Here is an 18,218-nt window from a genome sequence, read left to right as displayed (position 1 = left end):
TGCCCCAGCACCCCGGACACCCCGCACCGCGAGTCCTCCGGCATCGACGGGGACGCCCCGCCGGCACTCGAGAATCGCCCTCCTGGTGATGGTGGTGCCCTTCGCGGTCATGTTCGCTGCGTTCTTCATCGCACCCATCGTGTACGCGATCAATGACAGCCTGTTCTCCACGAAAGCATCGGGGCTCGGGTTCGGTGCCCCCGAGAAGGTCTTCGTCCTCTTCGACAACTACGGTGCAGCCCTCGGGAACCCGTCCTTCATCGAGAGCCTCGGCCGGCTCCTGGCGTTCGCGGCCATCGAAGTGCCCGTCATGGTGGTGACGGCCGTGGGACTGGCACTCCTGATCGATTCGGCGGCCGCACGCTTCCCGCGGATCTTCCGGGTCGTCTTCTTCATCCCCTACGGGGTGCCCGGCGTGATCGCGGCCCTGCTCTGGGGCTTCCTCTACATCCCGGCGACGAGCCCCATCCTGCAGGGGTTGTCCTCGATCGGCATCGATCTGAACCCCCTGAGCACCGACAGCATCCTGTTCGCGATCGCGAACATCGCACTGTGGGGCTTCGCCGGCTACAACATGCTCATTCTCATCGCGGCCCTGAACGCCATCCCGTCCGAACTCTTCGAAGCTGCGAAGATCGACGGGGCGTCCGAGTGGTCGATCACCTGGCGCATCAAACTTCCGCTCGTGCGTCCCTCCGTCGTCCTCGTGACCGTCTTCACGATCATCGGCACCCTGCAGCTCTTCGTCGAACCGCTGGTCCTGAGACCACTGACCACGGCGATCAGCTCCGACTACACGCCGAACCTGGCTGCGTACAACCAGTCCTTCTCGCAGGGCAACCCGAATCTGGCCGCAGCGATGGCTGTCATCGTCGCCCTGCTCGGCTTCGCCTTCTCCTTCGGATTCCTCCGACTCGTGAACCGCAAGGGAGACCGCGCATGGTGACCCGGAACCAGCCCATCCGCCAACCCCTGACCAGCACCGTCGTGGTCAACGGCGTCCTCGTCGTCGCCGCCCTGTACTTCCTGCTCCCCATCCTCTGGGTCCTCGTCGCCGCGACCAAGAGCCCAGGAGAGCTGTTCAGCAGCTTCGGCCTGTGGTTCACCGACTCACCGCAGGCCTGGCTGAATCTCACCAACGTCTTCACCCAGGACGGTGGGATCTTCACCTCCTGGATCCTCAACAGCATCCTGTACTCCGCCGTCGGAGCCTTCGCCGCCACGATCCTGTCCGCGGCGTGTGGCTATGCGATCGCCAAATTCCCCTTCAGGGGTCGGGAACTGCTGTTCTCGATCGTCCTGGGAGGGGTCCTCGTGCCCGCGACGGTCATCGCCCTGCCGCTGTACTTCCTCCTGAACGCCGTCGACCTCACCGGCACCTACTGGTCCGTCCTCCTACCGAGCATGGTCAGTCCGTTCGGCGTGTATCTCGCACGGATCCATGCGAACGCCGCTGTGCCGGACGAGATCATCGAGGCGGCGCGCATCGACGGTGCCGGAGACCTGCGCATCTTCGGCGCCATCGCGGCCCGCATGATGACGCCGGCCCTCGTGACCATCTTCCTGTTCCAGTTCGTCACCATCTGGAACAACTACCTGCTCCCCCTGGTCATGCTCAATGAGACGAAGACCTTTCCGCTCACCCTCGGGCTGACCCTGTGGAACTCGCAGACCCAGCGGGACCCGATGTTCTACCAGCTCGTCGTCACCGGATCCGCGCTCTCCGCCGTCCTGCTGGTGGCGCTCATGATCGGATTGCAGCGCTTCTGGAAGGCCGACCTGACTGCGGGAGCCACCAAAGGCTGAGCGCATGCGGGAACGGCCGGTCAGCCCTTCCGCTCGGCCCGGTAGGCACTCGGGCTGAGTCCGTGCAGCCGGCGGAACTGCCGGGAGAAGTAGAACTGGTCATCCATCCCGATCTCCTGCCCCACCTGGGCTACCGAGAGTGTCGTCGTGTCCAGCAGGCGCCGCGCCCGGGCCATCTTCAACGCCACATGGTGGGCGAGGACCCCTCCCCCGGTCGCCTCGCGGAACAGCTTGCTCAGCTGGGACGATGACACACCGACGAGCGCCGCCAGATGCGGTACCCGGATCGTCCCGTCGATGCGTTCCTCGAGGAACCGCATCGCCTGCTCCAGTGGTGCTCCCTGCTCCGGCGACCGGCGGTCGACAGCCAGGGAGGTCAGGAGGCGCCATGCCATGCCCGCTGTCGCCACGAGGCGGGCGGGCGACTGGTCCCGTTCGAGTGCGGTGATGATCTCGTCCAGGACGGCGGTCAGCCGGTCGACGGCGACCAGCCCGATGAGCGGCCGGTCGTTGCTGATCCCGGCCTCGCCGATGAGCTCCGGCACATCCGTGCCCCGGACATGGCACCACCAGATCGTCCATGGGTCCTCGAGTGCGGCCCCGTAGGCGTGGGGTATGCCCGTGTTCCCGGGGAGCACGACCGCCGTTGCTTTCCCGACCCGCGCCCGGTCCCCACCGACCTCGATCCAGCCGCTGCCCGCCACGCACAGCATGATGATCGTCTCCGGCGCACCCTTGTCCCTCCGGCGCCCATGCCCCTCGGCTCGCGGGAAGAAACCCGCATCGGTGACCACCATCCGGCGTGTCACCGGGCGGCCGAGTGCTTCCCTGACGAGCGGCCGGGGAACCACCACCAGGCGCTGGTCATCGAATCCCGTCGCTCGCTCGCCCACAGGTTCATGGGTGTCGGATCGTCCATGCATGCCTCATTATGTGCCATGGCGGACGGAGTCGTCCGTTCCTAGTGTTGGTTCTGTGAGCCATGCCGATGACGCCCCGAGTTCCATCACGCTTCCTCCGGCCCCCGCGGGCCAGCAGGCGCTGCTCGATGAGGGCGGCGTCGCCTGCTGGAGCGAAGCGGTGTCGATCGATACGTACGCGCCCGACGAACCGGACGAGTACCCGATGTTCCTGGACCGCCGCGTCTATCAGGGCTCGAGCGGACGGGTCTATCCCATCCCCTTCACGGACCGCATCTCCACCACGAAACGGCCCCGACTGTGGCAGGCCGTGCATCTCGAGAACCAGTGGATCCGGCTGATGATCCTGCCCGAACTCGGCGGGCGGATCCATATCGGCTACGACAAGACCAACGGGTACGACTTCTTCTACCGCAACAACGTCATCAAGCCGGCCCTGGTGGGACTCGCAGGACCGTGGATCTCCGGCGGGGTCGAGTTCAACTGGCCGCAGCACCACCGCCCGGGCACCTACCTACCGGTCGAGACCTCCGTCGAACGCTCCGAGGACGGTTCCGTGACGGTCTGGCAGGGTGATCTGGACCCGCTGCAGCGGATGCGGGGAACGCACGGCATCCGGATCCGCCCGGACAGCTCCGTCATCGAGGTGGCCGTACGCCTGTACAACCGGACGGACGAGCCGCAGACGTTCCTCTGGTGGGCGAATGTCGCAGCCCGGGTCCATGAGGACTACCAGGCGTTCTTCCCTCCGGATGTCCACTACGTGGCCGACCATGCCCGGAGAGCCGTCACGGCCTTTCCCCGGGCGGACAGACCGTACTACGGCGTCGACTACCCGGCCTGCGTCAGCGCGTCACGTCCGGACGCCGACCGCATCGACTACTACGGCAACATCCCTGTTCCCACCTCCTACATGATCACCGACACCGAGGACTCCTTCTTCGGCGGGTACGACCATCGGGCGGATGCGGGCTTCGTCCATTGGGCGGACCGGTCGATCGCGCCCGGCAAGAAGCAGTGGACCTGGGGCAACGGTCCGGTCGGTCACGCCTGGGACCGCCTCCTCACCGACTCGGACGGGCCCTATGTCGAACTCATGGCCGGCGTCTTCACCGACAACCAGCCGGACTTCAGCTACCTCGCGCCCGGTGAGACGCGCACCTTCAGCCAGTTCTGGTACCCCATCCGGGCCATCGGCCCTGCACATCAGGCCACCCGGGAACTCGCCGTCTCACTCCACTGCGACGAGGATGCCTCGATCGTCGAGGTCGGAGTAGCAAGCGCCAGGGTGCTCGACGACGTCCGCGTCGTCCTGTCCCGGGACGGCACGATCCTGTGGGAGACCAGTACCGCCGTCGCGCCGGCCACGCCCTTCACGGCGACCGTGCCGTTCCAGCTCCCGGCCACTTCCGACCGCCTCACGCTGCAGGTCCTGCACGACGGCGCAGAGCTGGTCGCCCGGACCCTGCACTCGGGTGGCATCGACGCCGTCGAGCCGTGGGTGGCGACGGAGCCCCCAGCACCGACCGCCGTGGCGTCAGCCGACGAACTGTACGTCACGGGGACGCACCTCCAGCAGTACCGGCACCCGACGCGGTCCCCCGAACGCTACTTCCGGGAAGCGCTCGACCGGGACCCGCACGACTCCCGGTCCTGCCTGGCTCTTGGTAGCCTGCACCAGCGGCGTGGTGAATACGGGGAAGCCCGGGAGCTGTACCAGCGTGCGCTTGCACGGCTGACGTCGCGGAACCTCAATCCGCCGACCGGTGAAGCCCACTACCGCCTGGCACTCCTTGCCGAACGGACCGGACACCTCGACGAGGCGGCGACCTACTTCGGGAAGGCTGCCTGGGACAAGGCGTGGGCGCATCCGTCGCACCTCGGTGCGGCCCGTGTCGCACTGCGCACCGGGCGGCCGCGCGAGGCGCTCGACCACGCCCGCGCCGCCCGGCAGCACGACCTGTTGAGCCCCGCCGCACAGCACGCGATGATCGTGGCGCTGCGTCGAACGGGAGACGCTGCCCATGCCGAGCAGGTGCTCGAGCGATGCCTCACCGGAGATCCGCTCGACCCGGTCGCGCTGGCCCTCGCGAACAGGCTGGAACCGATCGATCCGAGGACAACACTGACCGTCGCCCTGGACCTGTGGCGTCTCGGCGACGCCGGCACGGCACTCGGACTCACCGCACATCCGCCCGCAGTATCCCTGAGTACCTTCGGCAACCAGGAACCACTGCGGCACTACCTGAGGGCCCTGTGGTTCGATGCCCTGGGCGATACAGCCGGCGCATCGGCCGAGCGGGCGGAAGCCCGCGGGTCGACGACGAAGTACGCCTTCCCCTCAGGCCTGGACGAGTACGACGCACTGATCGCTGCCAGGACATCGGATCCGACGGACCATGTCGCCCACGCCCTCCTGGGAGCCTGGCTGCTCGACGCCGGCCGGACGGCCGAAGCACGCGAAGCACTGCAGCAGGCAACGGATCTCGGGTCGATCGATCCTGTCGCATGGCGGAACGCGGCGGTCGCGACGGTCAACAGCGGCGGACCCGCCACGGACGGCGCACGCTACTTCGAGCGGGCACTCGAGCTCCGGCCCGGCGATCCCCGTCTCGTCTTCGAACGCGCTCTCCTGGCCGCACTGGCCGAGGAGCCTCCCGAGGACCGCCTCCACGGCATCGAGCGCTGGGGCACGGCAGTACTCGTCCGCGACGACCTGACCCTGCACTACGTCAACCTGCTCGTCGATACGGGAAGAACCGACGACGCCCTCGCCATCATGCAGCGACGCACCTTCCAGCCCTTCGAGGGTGGGGAGGGCAAGGCCCTCGCGGCGTACGACCGGGCGTCCCTCGCCGTCGCCCGTCGTCTTCTCGACTCCGACCCTTCGTCGGCGGTGGAGCTGCTCGCAGCAGGGATCGGCGCCCCGGCCAACCTCTCGGAGGGACGGCACCCCGCGGGCAGCCTGGCCGAGCGCTACGTCCTGCTCGGCGAGGCACTCGAGCTGCTGGGCGACAGCGACGGGGCGCTGAAGGCCTTCGCCCGCGGGTGCGCCGGCCCCGACGCACTGGCGGTCGGGCGCGCTGTGGGTCAGGAGGACTATTGGCGCGGCGTCGCCTGCCTCAAGCTCGGCGATGACGCGAACGCCACGGCTGTCTGGGCGAGCCTCGAATCGCGGGCGGACGAGCTCGAACGGGCCGGCTCGACGGTGGACTACTTCGCCACCTCGCTCCCCGAACTGCTGCTCTTCACCCAGCATCCCGGGACCGAGCAGGCGCTGCTGGCAGCCCGGCTCAGGAGTCTCGCCGATCAGGGCCGGGCCCTCCACAAGAAGGAAGTGAGCACTCTGTGAAGAACCGATACCTGGGCTCGGGCACCGTCGATTCCACCGCCTCCGGGCTGACCGGCCCGATCCCGGAGCACCTCCCCCGCCGGCTCACCATCAGTCTGTGGGACTTCTCCTGGTACACCAGGGCGGAACCGGGCGGACCCTACGCAGACCTCGATGCCGCGTGCGCCGAGGCGGCCGCGCTGGGCTACAACACCATCCGGATCTGCGCAGCACCGTTGCTCCTCTTCGGGAACATCGGCCTCGACCACCTGGCCGGGGCGCTCGATATCGAGGGCCTCGGCGCACGGCCGGACGGAGGCTTCTTCGGGCAACGCACCCGGTGGTACGACGCCCCCGGCGGCTACACCATCAACCTGCACGAGCGCCTGATGGAACTGTTCGACGCCGCCGCCAGGCACGGGCTCGTCGTCATCCTCGCCAGCTGGGAGTACCAGCAATCCCCGTCGTTCGCGCGATCCCAGGAGTGGTTCCGCGCCATCGACGAGGTAGCACTCGGCGACCGCTACGCACTCCTCGCAGCGGCCTGGGACAGGCTCATCACGGCCCTCACCACTGCGGGTCATCGACAGCGGATCGCTCTGGTCGAGCTGCACAACGAGGTCGATTTCTCCATCCTGCCCGCGCTGCAGGACGGCGGCGGCGACGCGGTCCTGCAGCTCCGTGGGCTCCACCCCGACCTGCTCGTCACCGCGAGCTACGGGAAGCCCCCGCACCTCACGATGCACGAGCTCCCCAGCGGCCTGGGTGCGGCACAGTTCCACATCTACAGCTACGGGGTGCTCGACGCCCTGCAGAAACGGATCGACATCCGGTCCGAGAACACCGCCGACTTCCCCAACCCCGAACTCAGAAGCCTGCTGCGTCCGGATGCCCCGACCCCGGCCGACTACGGTCGCGCAGCGGAGTGGAAATACGCCGCGACCGTGGTGACCGATCAGATGGTGTACGGGTACGACTGGATCGACGCCGATGCCTGGGACGCCTGGCTGTACAACGAATACGGCACCTACCGCGAGGTGATGCGCCGCGAGATCGAATCACGGGTGATCGCCGTCGCAGGGTGGGCCCGATGGCAGCAGGTACCAGCGGTCATCGGTGAGGGCTGGATCGGCTACACACCCCTCCTCGGCACCTTCGAGGAAGGAGTCATCGGTCGGGAACTGGCGGTCCACGGCATCACGACCGCCCTCGATCACGGTGTATGGGGCATGGTGCTCGGGTCCAACGCGGCACCGCACCACCCCTTCTGGTCCGACAAGGGATGGCAGCAGCAGACGAACGCCCGAATCCTCGATCATCCGTAGAGGGCAGCGGCACCCGTCCTGCTGTCCCTCGGGAGGTGCCGCGCGGTTACGGCGTGCGAGCTCCTTCGATGGCGAGGATGGTGACGTCGATGCTGCCGATGGTGAGGCCTGCGTCCTGCACCAGGCGGCCGGCGAGGTCCTGCGCTTCCTGAGCCAACTCGAGGGCCGACCTCCTGATGTCCGTCGCGAGATCGATCTGCAGCGTCAGGACGAGGTCGGTCATCGAGAGCACCAGTCCGTCACGGGCCACGACCGGAGGTCGGGCAGCGGGTCGGAGGCTCCTGTGCATCTGGTCGATGGCTGCCGGGGTCCAGCGATCGATGACGCTACGCACCGTGGGTTCGAGGCGCACGACGCCGGGGTGCGCGGCGAGTGCGTCGCTCAAGGTGTCGGCGAGCGCCTCGAGGTCCACGGCCGACGCACGGAGGGACTGATCAGAAGTCATAGAGGTCCTCCACGATGATGTCGATCTGTTGCATGGTGATGGACGTCTGGGCCTGCACGACGGCGTTGATGCGCTCGCGGAGCAGGTCCATGGTGGCGGGGATCCTGACCCCCGAGGCGATCGCCACGGTGAGTGTGATGTGCACGTTCCCGGCATCGACCGCCGCGGGCGCCGGCTGGGGAGTGCCTGGTGTGCTGGAGATCGTGCAACGGCGGGCGCGAACACCGGGCAGGGTCGAGGCCGCGAAGCGGATGAGTCCGCTGAGAGCCTGTTCGCTGATATCGATGACGCCCAGCGCAGTGGTGGCCAACGGCGCCCGTCGGCTGCGCCGGACCTCGGCCCGGGCAACCATCATGATCGCCTCCTTGACCCTCAGCCCTGGTTGCAGGGCCGGATCGTCCCGGTCCCGCTCGCGGAGCGACCCGGCGACTGTCTCCAGCTGGTGGAGTGCGAGGCGCGCGCTCTGACAGTCGGGACACGTCTGCTCGTGCACCGTCGGCGGCTGGTCGATGGATGCCCACACGTCGTCGATGATCCGCCCGCACCCCAGGCGTGGCTGATCCTCATTCAACGCCATGGTTGCATCCCTTCTGCGAGGAACCGTCTGGCCCGCGCAATACGTCCACGGACAGTACTTTCGGGTATCTGCACGATTGCCGCTATCTCAGCGTAGGAGAACTCGTGGACATCCCGCAGCAACCAGCAGGCTCGCGGCCCTTCAGGGACGGTTTGCAGCAGGTCCGCCAAAGCGCGCATCTGCGCTTCGGTCTCGTGGTGAAGTGCCGGGTCCTGGGCGGTGCGCGACCCGACGGCCGTCCCCACCCGCCCCCCGGGCCCACCCTTCCAGCCCTGCTCCGGGATCGGCGCTCCTGCCGCACCTTGCTCGCCGTCGAAGGCGGTCGAGTCACTGGGCCGCCGCTGGCGGCTGCGCAGCAGGTCGAAGCACTTGTTCGTCGCGGAGCGGTACAGCCAGGGGATGAAGGCCTGTGGCGAGGAGAGCCCAGGCAGGCTGCGCCACGCGGCGATGAAGGTCTCCTGCACCACATCCTCGGCTTCCGCGTGATCGTTCAGCATCCTGAAGGCCAGCCGGAACACTCCCCCCTGGTGGGCGGAGACGAGCCATTCGAAGGCTTCGAGGTCACCGTCCTGCGCCCGGGAGACGATCGTCGATTCATCGAGGTCGTCCAGGGCCTCGACGGGCGGACCTGCCTCGTCGGAGTCATGGGTGGAGTCCATCGGCATGCCTCCTTCCGCTGGGACCGTATGCAGTCGACACGCCATTCGTGGGGTCGTCGCCGAGTGGCGCCGCCATCGACATCGACAGCATAGGCGACCGGGCACGCCTTCCTCCCATCGACGCAGGAGCACTCCACGTACCGCAGCGCAGGACGACCCGCGGGACCCTTCCCCCGGCACCGCTGGAGCTACCGGGCCGTGTCCAGGCGGGACAGGTCGGAAAAAGAAAGTCGTGTCGACGGCGTGACGAATCGGCGAGGGCGTCGTCTTTACCTGTGTACGGCACCATCCCCCACATGTAGGAGTCCGACCGATATGGCAGATGACCAGAACGCAGCAGCACGCCGGGTAGCAGTAGTCCCCGCCACCCACGAGGACCAGGATCACCACGCGGGCCCGGCACGCGGAACCCGTGACTCCGGGTCTGCAAGCCCCCTGCAGACCGACCAGGGCAACACGTCGATCGCCGATACCGTGGTGCAGAAGATCGCCGGCATCTCGGCCCGCGAGGTCCCGGGCGTCCATGCGATGGGGAACGCCGCCCGCCGCGCCTTCGACCAGATCGCCGAGCGGATCCCGGGATCGCAGACCAATGCCTCGGGCGGAGTCAGCATCGAGAAGGGCGAGAAGCAGACCGCGATCGACGTCACGGTCGTCGTCGAGTACGGCGCATCGATCGTCGACGTCAGCAACAACATCCGCAGGAACATCATCAGTGCCGTCGAGCGCGCTACGGGACTGGAAGTCATCGAGGTCAACGTGACCGTGTCCGATGTGCACCTGCCCACGGACGACGACGCGGATGACTCCTCGAACGGTGCGAAGACGTCCTCGACGGGCAAGGAACTCGAGTAGACGCCTTCGTCCCACCGCCGGTCCCGAGCCTTTCCCGCCAGCTTCGGACCGGCGCCCGCCCTGATCCCGCCATCTTTTAGGACACAGTCATGTCACGCAGCACCATCGGTCTCTTCGTGGGACTCCTTCTCGGCTTCGCGTCGATCTTCGGGGGATTCCTGGAATTCCTCGCCGTCATCCTCTTCGCGGCGGCCGGCCTGGTCGTCGGGCGTTTCCTGGACGGCACACTGACGCTCCAGGACCTCTCGGGCTCCCGCAGCCGGGGCAACTGACCCATGGCCATCATCACACCCGAGAGGGTGGGGTCTCGCCCCGACCCAGGGGCTGCCACGAGCCGTGAACCCCACCGGCCCTCGCCGGCCGCACCCACCCGCGGGACGCTCACCCTGACCGAGAAGGTCGTGGAGAAACTCGCCGCGCAGAGCGCATCAGAGCTCCCCTTCGTCACAGGGTTCGGTGGCGGGGTACTGGGAGTAGGGCAGCGCGTCGGCAGCCGGCATCGCCCGCACGCGTCCGTCGATCTCAGTGGCCCCACCGTCTCCGTGGTCCTCGACGTCGCACTCGAGTTCCCGGCGAACATCGCCGCACGCTCGACGGAGATCCGCCGGCACGTCACCGACGCCCTTGCCCGGATGACCGGCCTGCACGTGCGTCGCGTCGATATCACCATCAAAGCCCTCGTCACAGGGACCGACCGAGCACGCAGGAGGCTGGAATGAGCAGCACCACGATCCGCAGGCGCCCGACGCGAAGCGCGCCCTCGATGATCTGCGCGGCCCTGCTCCTGGGCGCTTCGGTGGCAGCCGTGTGGGCAGGAACCACAGCCGTCTCCGGGGACACCCGCATCGTTGACACAGCCATGGCGGCAGCAGAAGCGCCCTGGTCCGGGCAGGCAACGTTGATCGTCGCGATCCTCACCGCGGTGGCCGGGCTGCTCCTGATCGTGATCGCCCTGACACCGGGCCCGTACGACGCCCATGTCCTCCAGCACGGTGGTACGGCTCAGGCCGCGGTCAGGAACAAGGCGCTCGAGACCCTCCTGGCCGACACCGCGACGTCGATCGACGGCGTCGATGCCGCCACGGCCACCGTCACCAACCGGAAAGCGGACATCCGTGTCGCGACCTACGTATCGGAGCGTCGCGATCTGAGGACAACCGTCACCCGCACCCTGCAACGCCGGATCGACGCTCTGGAGCTCACTCACGCACCCCGCGCATCGGTGAGTGTCCGCGCTCACAAGGACTAGGACCCATCATGCGACACACCCCAGGGCGCCTCAATCGCGTCTGGCTCACCATCATCGGCATCATCCTCCTCGTCGGAGGGGGCCTGGCCACCTCCATCGGGCTCGGCCTGCTCGAAGGGGTCGCCGTCGGCGGGCTACGAGCACCGGCGAGCGACCAGCCAGTGCTCGTGCTGACCGCTCGAACCCAGCTACTCCCGATCGCGCTCATCGGGGCCGGAGTCGTTGTCGGGATCTTCGCCGTCCTCTGGCTCCTGGCACAGATTCCGCGCAAGCATGGCGCATCCACCCTGAAGATCGAGGACCCGGACAGCAGGGGGCTGACCGTCCTGAAACCCACCCTCCTCGAAGGGGCCATCAGTGACCGCGTCGCCGAGCTCCACGACGTGACCGGAGCACGGACCGTCGTCCGTGGGTCGTCGCGGACACCGGACATCACGGTTCGCGTCACGGCTTCCTCCCACGCGGACATCCCGAGTGTTCTCGCTGACGTCGAACAGCGCGTCACGAGCGACGTACGTGATGCGCTCGGCCAACAGCCGGCGGCCCTGGCCATCGAGGTGGATATCAGGACCGACCCGAAGAAGGACACCTCGGTCACCTTCAGTGCCGACGCGCTCAGCGCCTGACAAGCCCCGGTCGGCACCCGCCGGCCGGTCATCGAGAAGTACGACCACACGAAGGAGAACGTCATGGGACTGGACGACAAGATCAGGAATGCAGCCGAGAAGGCCGCCGGCAAGGCCAAGGAGGGCTTCGGTAAGGCCACCGACAATGAGCGGCTCCAGGCCGAGGGCCAGTCCGACCAGGCCAAGGCCGACCTGAAGAGCGCCGGCGAGGACGTCAAGGACGCCTTCAGGAAATAGGTTGTGGCCGCAAGGAGCTGCCCGCGGAAGACGGGCAGCTCCTTGGCGTTCCCGCCATCCGCCTCGTACGGGACAGGCTTGAAACAACGCCCTCGAAGTCCGCGTTGTGGGCTTTTCGATGAAGCAGCGTCACCGCCGCGAGTCCGCGGCGCGTCCCGGCAGTGATGTCCCGAGTCACACCGCTGATTCCTGGCGTCATGAGCGAAGACGGCCCTTATCCGGATCCCCGGCTGATCGGGTTTCGTAGTGCCTGGGGTTCTTCTCTTCCGGCAGGCGGGATCACACGCCCGGCTCTCGTTGATCAGGCCGGCCCGATCGCCAGATGGGTGATGGCATCGTCCTCGACGGTGAATGCGAAGGCGAACAGCAGGGGGCCTCCGGGGAACTCTCCGTCGACCGATCCCACGAGGCGGTCTCCCGCGCATGAGATCGGGGTGATGAGTACATCGCCTGCCCGGAAGCCGGGACGATCGGCTCACGCCACGCCTGCACCGTGCCCTACCGAGCGATCGGGCCGCAGATCAATCGTCGGAGGAATTGTCGCGCACTCCCGACGACGGTGAGCTCTGTATCTACTGCAGGCCTTCCTCAGGCAGGACAGAAGCCCCGAGGTTCGGTTCCACGGACCTCGGGGCTTCCTGTCGGTTGTTACAGGGGTGTGAGGAAGGTCAGGGCGGACCCGGCCCCCACGATCAGGTTGGCGAGTGCTGCGTTGAACACCGTGCCGTAGTCGGCGCTGATGTGTGCGTCGAATGCTTGCTGGTCGCGGTAGATCTCGTAGACGAAGAAGTCGTTGGGTGACTCCTTCCGGCGGTGGGGATCGAAGGTGATGTTCCCCGGTTCGTTCCGGACCTTGGCGGTGAGATCGAGCAGGAGTGCCTGGACTTCGTCTGCTTTGCCGTCCTGCGCGGTGAACTCGGCGTAGAGGGCGATGGTCGGTTGCGTCTGTGAGGTCATGCGGTCTGTGCTCCGGTCATGATGGCGACCGCTTCGGTCATGGTGTGGCTCTGCGGCGTGATGGTCGTGGCGCACTTCCCGAGGCGCTGGATGTGGATACGGTCCGCGACCTCGAAGACGTGCGGCATGTTGTGGCTGATCAGGATGACCGGGATGCCCCGGGTTCGGAGGTTCTTCACCAGTTCGAGGACCTGCTTCGATTCCCGGACGCCGAGCGCCGCGGTTGGTTCGTCGAGCACGACGACCTTCGATCCGAAAGCTGCAGCGCGGGCCACCGCAACGGCCTGGCGCTGACCGCCCGACAGGTTCTCCACGGGCACGGTGACGTCCTGCAGGGTACTGATGCCGAGTTCGGCGAGTTCGGCTCGCGCTTTCTGCCGCATGCCCTTGGTGTCGACGACCCGGAAGACGGAACCGAGGATGCCCTTGCGGCGCTCTTCCCGTCCGAGGAACAGGTTCGCGGCTACATCGAGTGCGGGCGACACGGCCAGGTTCTGGTAGACCGTCTCGATACCGGCCTGGCGGGCGTCTTGCGGGCGCTTGAAGCTGACCGGTCGGCCTTCGAGGAGGAGTTCGCCCTGGTCCGGGACCTCCGCGCCGGTCAGGCATTTGATGAGGGTCGACTTTCCGGCCCCGTTGTCCCCGATGATGGCCAGCACCTCACCCGGGTAGAGCGCCAGGGAGACGCCGTCGAGGCCGACGACCTTGCCGAAGGTCTTCACGAGGTTGCGGGCCTCGAGGATGGGCTGCCGGCTGGAGTCGCCGCTCGGTGATGGGAGGGTCGCGCTTACGGCGTCGGTCATTTGCGTACCTTTCGGATCCACTGGTCCACGGAGACAGCGATGATGATGAGGACGCCGACGGCGAAGGTCTGCCAGAGGACGTCGAGGCCGGCGAGGGAGAGTCCATTGCGGAACACGCCGACGATCAGGGCCCCGAGAAGGGTTCCCCAGACGGTGCCGCGTCCGCCGAAGAGGCTCGTCCCGCCGATGACGACGGCGGTGATGGAGTCGAGGTTCAGGTCGGCGCCGGCATTGGGCGATGCTGCGTTGCTGCGGCCGATCTGGATCCAGGCACCCACGGCGAGGATGGCACCGGCCGCGAGGTAGACGCTGACGAGGACCCGGTTGACGCGGATACCGGCGAGCCGTGCCGCTTCCTTGTCGTCACCGACCGCGTAGACGTGGCGGCCCCACGCTGTCTTCCCGAGGATGAGGGCGACGGCGATGTAGAGCAGGAGCATGAGGACGACGCCGTTGGTGATGTTCACGCCCGCGAGGCTGAAGGTTGTTCCGGTGGCGGTGAGCACGCCGGGCATCTCGGATCCACGGACGGTGGCTCCGGCCGAGTACAGCAGGGTGAGGGCGATGAAGATGTTCAGGGTGCCAAGGGTCACGATGAAGGGTGGAAGCCGGAACTTGGTGACGAGGAAGGCGTTGAAGGCGCCTGCGGCGAGACCGACGACCAGTCCGAGCAGCAGCCCGATGAATCCGGGGACCCCGTTCTGCGAGGTGGTCTGCGCTATGACCATGGAGGTCAGGACCATGACCGCGCCGACGGAGAGATCGATGCCGGCGGTCAGGATGATGAGGGTCTGCGCGATGGCGAGGGTGCCGACGACGGCGACCTGCTGGGTGATCAGGGACAGGTTGGCCGGGGCGAGGAAGCGTTCGTTGAGCAGGCCGAAGACGATGACGGCGATGACCAGCACGATGGCAGGGCTGAGCGCCGGGTAGCGGTGCAGGGTGTTGCGGACGCGTGTGAGCGGTGTGGTGCGGTCGAGGAACTCGCTGGCGAGGTCGTGACTGCCCGACGAGGGCGCCGTTCTTACTGACTGGTTCATGGAAGAACTCCGTTGGTCGTTGCTGATAGCCGGTCCGCGGGGAGCGTGTCCACCCGCGAACCGGCTATGTCGAGGGGTGCTTTATCCCCAGCAGATGTCGCTGGCTGCAGCGGCGTCGATGGATTCGAGGCCGTCCTGCGCCTCGTTGGTGACCAGGGCGACGCCCGTGTCGAAGAATTCCTTGCCGTCGGTCGGCTTGGGTGCTTCGCCGGTTTCGACCAGTTCGGCGATTGCCTGTACACCGAGTTCGGCCATCTTGACGGGGTACTGCTGGCTGGTGGCGTCGATGATGCCCTCGTCGACCTGGCCGACTCCTGCGCACCCGCCGTCGACGGAGACGACGATGACGTCTTCCTTGCCGGCTGCCTTGAAGGCTTCGTATGCGCCGTAGGCGGCTGGTTCGTTGATGGTGTAGACGACGTTGATGTCGGGGTTGGCGCTCAGCAGTGTCTCTGCTGCCGTGCGGCCGCCGTCCTCGGCTCCCTGGGAGGCTTCGTTACCGACGATCTCGTACTCGCCACCGCTGTAGGAACCGGTCTTCTCCTCGTCCCCGTTCTTCTCGGCGTCGGCAGTGTCGATACCCATCCCATCCAGGAAGCCCTGGTCACGGTTGTAGTCGACGGAGACGATCTTGTCGTCGAACAGATCGATCATGGCGATGGTGGCCTTTTCGCCCGCCAGCTTCGCTGCAGTCCACTTGCCGATTTCCTGGCCTGCGACGAAGTTGTCGGTCGCGAAGGTGATGTCTGCGGCCTCGGGTTCTGAGGGCGGGGTGTCCAGGGCGATCACGAACAGGCCGGCGTCCCGGGCCTTGGCCAACGCGTCCTCGACTGCCGGGCCGTTGGGCGTGATGAGGATCCCGGCGTCGCCCTTGGAGATCGCGTTCTCGATGGCCTGGATCTGGGTGTCCTCGTCACCGTCCTCCTCACCGGCGGCGACGGTGAGCTCCACGCCCTCGGCGTCAGCCGCGGCCTCAGCGCCTTCCTGCATGGCGACGAAGAACGGGTTGGTCGTGGTCTTGACGATCAGCGAGACGCCGATCGGCCCGTCAGCCGATCCCGACGCTCCACCATCGCCGGACGGAGAGGACGAATCTCCCCCACCGCATGCGGTGAGGGCCAGAAGCGAAAGTGTCACGATCGAGCCCGCTGTCGTCATACGCCGGCGGAACGAGGGGGATGGATGGGACGTCATGCGATTCATCCTTGAATCTCCTTTAGTGGCGGGAGGTCTCCTCCCTGACAACGATGTCATGTCAGGTATAGACTATGATCTGGCTCACAGTCAACCTTTCAGGAACGATGGAGATTAGAACGTGACATCGATGTCAGGCACAGGTTCCCACCAGTCTCCGCGATCACGGCCCACCATGCGCCACGTTGCCGCGCTGGCCGGCGTGGGGATCAAGACGGTTTCCCGCGTCATCAACGAGGAACCGAACGTCTCGGCCGCGACGATCGCGAAGGTGATGGATGCTGCGCGGTCACTGGACTACCACCCCGACGAACAGGCCGGGAACCTGCGGCGGGCAGACGGACGCACGCGCACCCTGGGCCTGCTGGTGAGCAGCGTCGACAACCCCTTTGCCGGAGCCATGCATCGCGCCATCGAGGATCTGGCGCTGGAGCGTGGCATCGCCGTTTTCGCCTCCAGCCTGGACGATGACCCTGAGCGTGAACAGGCGTCGGTGGCCGCCTTCCTCCGGCGGCGGGTGGATGGCCTCATCCTCACCACCATTTCACGCGACCAGTCATACCTGGCCTCCGAGATGCGGCACGGGACCCCCATCGTCTTCGTCGACCGCGAACCGGCGGGCATCACCGGGGACTGCGTCGTGAGTGACAACCGTGAAGGTGCGATGACGGCTACCAATCACTTGCTCGACCATGGCCATCGACGCATCGCCTACCTGGGAGACCGCAGTGACATCTACACGGCGGCGCAGCGGCGCAGCGGTTTCTTCGATGCTCTCGGGCGGGCAGGGGTGCCGACCGGTGACATCCCGGTCATCGAGAATCTGCATGATGAACATTCGGCAGCGCAGGCAATGCTCGCCCTGCTGGACTCCCCCGCGCCACCCACGGCGGTCTTCAGCAGCCAGAACCTGGTGACCATCGGTGCGATTCGGGCACTGAGGTCCCGCCAGGCACACCGAAGCACAGCCCTTGTGGGCTTCGACGACTTTCAACTCTCGGACCTGCTCGATCCAGGAGTCACCGTCGTGGCCCAGAACCCGGAGGACATCGGCCGTACCGCTGCTCAGCGCCTCATCGGCCGGCTCGACGGAGAAGTGGCACCGCCGCGCACCTGCATCATCCCGACCACCCTCATCGTCCGTGGCAGTGGTGAAATCTCCCCCGCTCAGCGCTGAGCACGACAGAAAGAACCACAATGACAGCCCAGACCACCCGCAGCGTCGTCGTGATCGGCGACGCCCTCATCGACGAACTGCGCGAACCATCCGGATCCCAATCCTTTCCCGGCGGGGCAGCACTGAACGTAGCTGTCGGACTGACCCTGCTCGGCGTCCCCGCGACCCTCGTCGCCATGGTCGGTGACGACGCCGACGGCCGACGCATCAAGGACTTCCTCGACCATCACGACGTGGAGCTTCTGGCAACACCCGCACCCCATGGCACCGCGCGCGCCGTATCCGACCGCACGAACGGCGAACCCCGGTACGTCTTCAACCAGGCCGCCCGGCATCGAACCCTCGTGTATCAGGGCGTTCACAGGGCAGCAGTGGAACGGGCGACGCTCGTCGCCGTCAGCTGCTTCCCCTTCGACAACCAGAGAGAGGTCGACGCCCTCACCGCACTGATCGAGCAACCGGAGCGCCGCCTCGTCGTCGATCCCAATCCCCGATCAGGGATGCTGGCCGACAGGGATCTGTTCCTGGCCAACTTCACAGCTGTAGCGACACGGAGCCTTCTCAGCAAAGTCGGCGACGACGACGCCAGGCTTCTCGCCGACGAGGACCTCCATACTTTCAGCCGGCGCCTCCTCGATGCCGGAGCGCCGACCGTCCTCGCCACCGCGGGGCCCGAGGGAGCGTCGATCCTGCACGCCCTGCATCCTGAGGTCCACCAACCCGTGGCAGATCTCCCTGGACGCATCGTCGACACCATGGGCGCCGGTGACGCAACCCTGTCCTCGGTCCTTTCGACTCTCGCCCGACACGGGATGCCCGAGACATCCGCAGCAATGGACACCGCGCTGGCTGAAGCAATGCTCATCGCAGCCGCCACCTGCCGCATACACGGCGCCCTGCTGCAACGCCCGGAGGCATACGAAAGCCGCGGTGCTCCGGTGCCTGCGACCCCTGCAACTGCGGGCAGCTGAAGCGGAAGACAAACGCTCTTGAATTGTCCGCCGGACAGTGCGTAGC

At 66.9% G+C, this 18,218-nt stretch carries 20 protein-coding genes; 12 read left to right on the top strand and 8 right to left on the bottom strand.

Annotated features, from left to right (window positions below; genetic code table 11):
- The first annotated feature begins 88 nt into the window (after positions 1–88).
- Both AC0Z9V_RS16190 and AC0Z9V_RS16185 read left to right on the top strand, forming a co-directional pair.
- A complete protein-coding gene (locus AC0Z9V_RS16190; protein WP_485142160.1) occupies positions 89–946 on the top strand; it encodes a carbohydrate ABC transporter permease in 858 nt (285 codons plus the stop codon).
- Positions 940–1,806 (top strand): carbohydrate ABC transporter permease, encoded by an 867-nt coding sequence (locus tag AC0Z9V_RS16185; protein WP_133081402.1) that lies wholly within the window; start codon positions 940–942, stop codon positions 1,804–1,806. Before AC0Z9V_RS16190 ends, AC0Z9V_RS16185 begins: the two co-directional genes overlap by 7 nt.
- A gap of 20 nt (positions 1,807–1,826) precedes the next feature.
- Here the strand turns inward: AC0Z9V_RS16185 and AC0Z9V_RS16180 are convergent, their stop codons facing one another.
- Positions 1,827–2,699, bottom strand: coding sequence for a helix-turn-helix domain-containing protein (locus AC0Z9V_RS16180; RefSeq protein WP_244185944.1), 873 nt, complete (start codon positions 2,697–2,699; stop codon positions 1,827–1,829).
- 82 nt (positions 2,700–2,781) lie between these two features.
- Here AC0Z9V_RS16180 and AC0Z9V_RS16175 point away from each other — a divergent pair, with 82 nt between their 5' ends.
- Together AC0Z9V_RS16175 and AC0Z9V_RS16170 are read left to right on the top strand one after the other, a co-directional pair.
- A complete protein-coding gene (locus AC0Z9V_RS16175; RefSeq protein ID WP_485142109.1) occupies positions 2,782–6,078 on the top strand; it encodes a DUF5107 domain-containing protein in 3,297 nt (1,098 codons plus the stop codon).
- Positions 6,075–7,382: a cellulase-like family protein gene (locus tag AC0Z9V_RS16170; protein WP_485142108.1), complete on the top strand. Its 1,308-nt coding sequence runs from the start codon at positions 6,075–6,077 to the stop codon at positions 7,380–7,382. Before AC0Z9V_RS16175 ends, AC0Z9V_RS16170 begins: the two co-directional genes overlap by 4 nt.
- Before the next feature lie 46 nt (positions 7,383–7,428).
- Here AC0Z9V_RS16170 and AC0Z9V_RS16165 read toward each other — a convergent pair whose 3' ends face one another.
- The 3 genes from AC0Z9V_RS16165 to AC0Z9V_RS16155 are packed head-to-tail and all read right to left on the bottom strand — an operon-like array spanning position 7,429 to position 9,063.
- On the bottom strand, positions 7,429–7,827 hold the full coding sequence (locus AC0Z9V_RS16165) for a hypothetical protein (RefSeq protein WP_133081406.1): 399 nt from the start codon (positions 7,825–7,827) through the stop codon (positions 7,429–7,431).
- Entirely contained in the window at positions 7,817–8,404 is a 588-nt protein-coding gene (locus AC0Z9V_RS16160) for an Asp23/Gls24 family envelope stress response protein (RefSeq protein WP_459287665.1), read from the bottom strand. The genes AC0Z9V_RS16165 and AC0Z9V_RS16160 overlap by 11 nt, the downstream gene beginning before the upstream one ends.
- Positions 8,395–9,063, bottom strand: a complete 669-nt coding sequence (locus AC0Z9V_RS16155) for an RNA polymerase sigma factor (RefSeq protein WP_133081408.1) — start codon at positions 9,061–9,063, stop codon at positions 8,395–8,397. Before AC0Z9V_RS16155 ends, AC0Z9V_RS16160 begins: the two co-directional genes overlap by 10 nt.
- Positions 9,064–9,378: 315 nt before the next feature.
- Between AC0Z9V_RS16155 and AC0Z9V_RS16150 the strand changes: the two genes are divergently transcribed.
- The 6 genes from AC0Z9V_RS16150 to AC0Z9V_RS16125 all read left to right on the top strand — a co-directional run bounded on the left by AC0Z9V_RS16150 (position 9,379) and on the right by AC0Z9V_RS16125 (position 12,030).
- A complete protein-coding gene (locus AC0Z9V_RS16150) occupies positions 9,379–9,918 on the top strand; it encodes an Asp23/Gls24 family envelope stress response protein (protein ID WP_133081409.1) in 540 nt (179 codons plus the stop codon).
- A gap of 89 nt (positions 9,919–10,007) precedes the next feature.
- On the top strand, positions 10,008–10,190 hold the full coding sequence (locus AC0Z9V_RS16145; protein WP_133081410.1) for a DUF2273 domain-containing protein: 183 nt from the start codon (positions 10,008–10,010) through the stop codon (positions 10,188–10,190).
- 3 nt (positions 10,191–10,193) lie between these two features.
- The gene (locus tag AC0Z9V_RS16140; protein WP_485142107.1) at positions 10,194–10,637 is read left to right on the top strand and encodes an Asp23/Gls24 family envelope stress response protein; all 444 of its coding nucleotides are present in this window, start codon (positions 10,194–10,196) and stop codon (positions 10,635–10,637) included.
- Positions 10,634–11,167 (top strand): DUF6286 domain-containing protein, encoded by a 534-nt coding sequence (locus tag AC0Z9V_RS16135; protein WP_208739370.1) that lies wholly within the window; start codon positions 10,634–10,636, stop codon positions 11,165–11,167. Before AC0Z9V_RS16140 ends, AC0Z9V_RS16135 begins: the two co-directional genes overlap by 4 nt.
- 8 nt (positions 11,168–11,175) lie before the next feature.
- A complete protein-coding gene (gene amaP, locus AC0Z9V_RS16130) occupies positions 11,176–11,793 on the top strand; it encodes an alkaline shock response membrane anchor protein AmaP (RefSeq protein ID WP_485142106.1) in 618 nt (205 codons plus the stop codon).
- A gap of 63 nt (positions 11,794–11,856) precedes the next feature.
- The gene (locus AC0Z9V_RS16125) at positions 11,857–12,030 is read left to right on the top strand and encodes a CsbD family protein (RefSeq protein ID WP_133081414.1); all 174 of its coding nucleotides are present in this window, start codon (positions 11,857–11,859) and stop codon (positions 12,028–12,030) included.
- Positions 12,031–12,678: 648 nt separating this feature from the next.
- Here the strand turns inward: AC0Z9V_RS16125 and AC0Z9V_RS16120 are convergent.
- The 4 genes from AC0Z9V_RS16120 to AC0Z9V_RS16105 form a co-directional block, all read right to left on the bottom strand.
- Positions 12,679–12,987: a putative quinol monooxygenase gene (locus tag AC0Z9V_RS16120; protein ID WP_485142105.1), complete on the bottom strand. Its 309-nt coding sequence runs from the start codon at positions 12,985–12,987 to the stop codon at positions 12,679–12,681.
- A complete protein-coding gene (locus AC0Z9V_RS16115) occupies positions 12,984–13,790 on the bottom strand; it encodes an ATP-binding cassette domain-containing protein (RefSeq protein WP_133081416.1) in 807 nt (268 codons plus the stop codon). Before AC0Z9V_RS16115 ends, AC0Z9V_RS16120 begins: the two co-directional genes overlap by 4 nt.
- Positions 13,787–14,830, bottom strand: a complete 1,044-nt coding sequence (locus tag AC0Z9V_RS16110) for an ABC transporter permease (protein WP_133081417.1) — start codon at positions 14,828–14,830, stop codon at positions 13,787–13,789. Before AC0Z9V_RS16110 ends, AC0Z9V_RS16115 begins: the two co-directional genes overlap by 4 nt.
- An 81-nt stretch (positions 14,831–14,911) precedes the next feature.
- The gene (locus tag AC0Z9V_RS16105) at positions 14,912–16,024 is read right to left on the bottom strand and encodes a substrate-binding domain-containing protein (RefSeq protein ID WP_485142104.1); all 1,113 of its coding nucleotides are present in this window, start codon (positions 16,022–16,024) and stop codon (positions 14,912–14,914) included.
- A gap of 175 nt (positions 16,025–16,199) precedes the next feature.
- Here AC0Z9V_RS16105 and AC0Z9V_RS16100 point away from each other — a divergent pair, with 175 nt between their 5' ends.
- Together AC0Z9V_RS16100 and AC0Z9V_RS16095 are read left to right on the top strand one after the other, a co-directional pair.
- Entirely contained in the window at positions 16,200–17,201 is a 1,002-nt protein-coding gene (locus AC0Z9V_RS16100; protein ID WP_485142103.1) for a LacI family DNA-binding transcriptional regulator, read from the top strand.
- Positions 17,202–17,221: 20 nt separating this feature from the next.
- Positions 17,222–18,172, top strand: coding sequence for a PfkB family carbohydrate kinase (locus tag AC0Z9V_RS16095; protein WP_208739366.1), 951 nt, complete (start codon positions 17,222–17,224; stop codon positions 18,170–18,172).
- The last annotated feature ends 46 nt before the right edge of the window (positions 18,173–18,218 follow it).

The sequence above is a fragment of the Arthrobacter sp. UYP4 genome (genome assembly GCF_057291175.1).
This window is presented reverse-complemented; position numbering and strand designations above follow the sequence as displayed.

What these genes read in the sequence shown, in the direction of transcription:
- AC0Z9V_RS16190 (WP_485142160.1), top strand. Translation starts at nt 89, where the DNA reads ATGGTGGTGCCCTTCGCGGTCATGTTCGCTGCGTTCTTCATCGCACCC.
- AC0Z9V_RS16185 (WP_133081402.1), top strand. Translation starts at nt 940, where the DNA reads ATGGTGACCCGGAACCAGCCCATCCGCCAACCCCTGACCAGCACCGTC.
- AC0Z9V_RS16165 (WP_133081406.1), bottom strand. Translation starts at nt 7,827, where the DNA reads ATGACTTCTGATCAGTCCCTCCGTGCGTCGGCCGTGGACCTCGAGGCG.
- AC0Z9V_RS16160 (WP_459287665.1), bottom strand. Translation starts at nt 8,404, where the DNA reads ATGGCGTTGAATGAGGATCAGCCACGCCTGGGGTGCGGGCGGATCATC.
- AC0Z9V_RS16155 (WP_133081408.1), bottom strand. Translation starts at nt 9,063, where the DNA reads ATGGACTCCACCCATGACTCCGACGAGGCAGGTCCGCCCGTCGAGGCC.
- AC0Z9V_RS16150 (WP_133081409.1), top strand. Translation starts at nt 9,379, where the DNA reads ATGGCAGATGACCAGAACGCAGCAGCACGCCGGGTAGCAGTAGTCCCC.
- AC0Z9V_RS16145 (WP_133081410.1), top strand. Translation starts at nt 10,008, where the DNA reads ATGTCACGCAGCACCATCGGTCTCTTCGTGGGACTCCTTCTCGGCTTC.
- AC0Z9V_RS16140 (WP_485142107.1), top strand. Translation starts at nt 10,194, where the DNA reads ATGGCCATCATCACACCCGAGAGGGTGGGGTCTCGCCCCGACCCAGGG.
- AC0Z9V_RS16135 (WP_208739370.1), top strand. Translation starts at nt 10,634, where the DNA reads ATGAGCAGCACCACGATCCGCAGGCGCCCGACGCGAAGCGCGCCCTCG.
- amaP (WP_485142106.1), top strand. Translation starts at nt 11,176, where the DNA reads ATGCGACACACCCCAGGGCGCCTCAATCGCGTCTGGCTCACCATCATC.
- AC0Z9V_RS16125 (WP_133081414.1), top strand. Translation starts at nt 11,857, where the DNA reads ATGGGACTGGACGACAAGATCAGGAATGCAGCCGAGAAGGCCGCCGGC.
- AC0Z9V_RS16120 (WP_485142105.1), bottom strand. Translation starts at nt 12,987, where the DNA reads ATGACCTCACAGACGCAACCGACCATCGCCCTCTACGCCGAGTTCACC.
- AC0Z9V_RS16115 (WP_133081416.1), bottom strand. Translation starts at nt 13,790, where the DNA reads ATGACCGACGCCGTAAGCGCGACCCTCCCATCACCGAGCGGCGACTCC.
- AC0Z9V_RS16110 (WP_133081417.1), bottom strand. Translation starts at nt 14,830, where the DNA reads ATGAACCAGTCAGTAAGAACGGCGCCCTCGTCGGGCAGTCACGACCTC.
- AC0Z9V_RS16105 (WP_485142104.1), bottom strand. Translation starts at nt 16,024, where the DNA reads ATGACGTCCCATCCATCCCCCTCGTTCCGCCGGCGTATGACGACAGCG.
- AC0Z9V_RS16100 (WP_485142103.1), top strand. Translation starts at nt 16,200, where the DNA reads ATGCGCCACGTTGCCGCGCTGGCCGGCGTGGGGATCAAGACGGTTTCC.
- AC0Z9V_RS16095 (WP_208739366.1), top strand. Translation starts at nt 17,222, where the DNA reads ATGACAGCCCAGACCACCCGCAGCGTCGTCGTGATCGGCGACGCCCTC.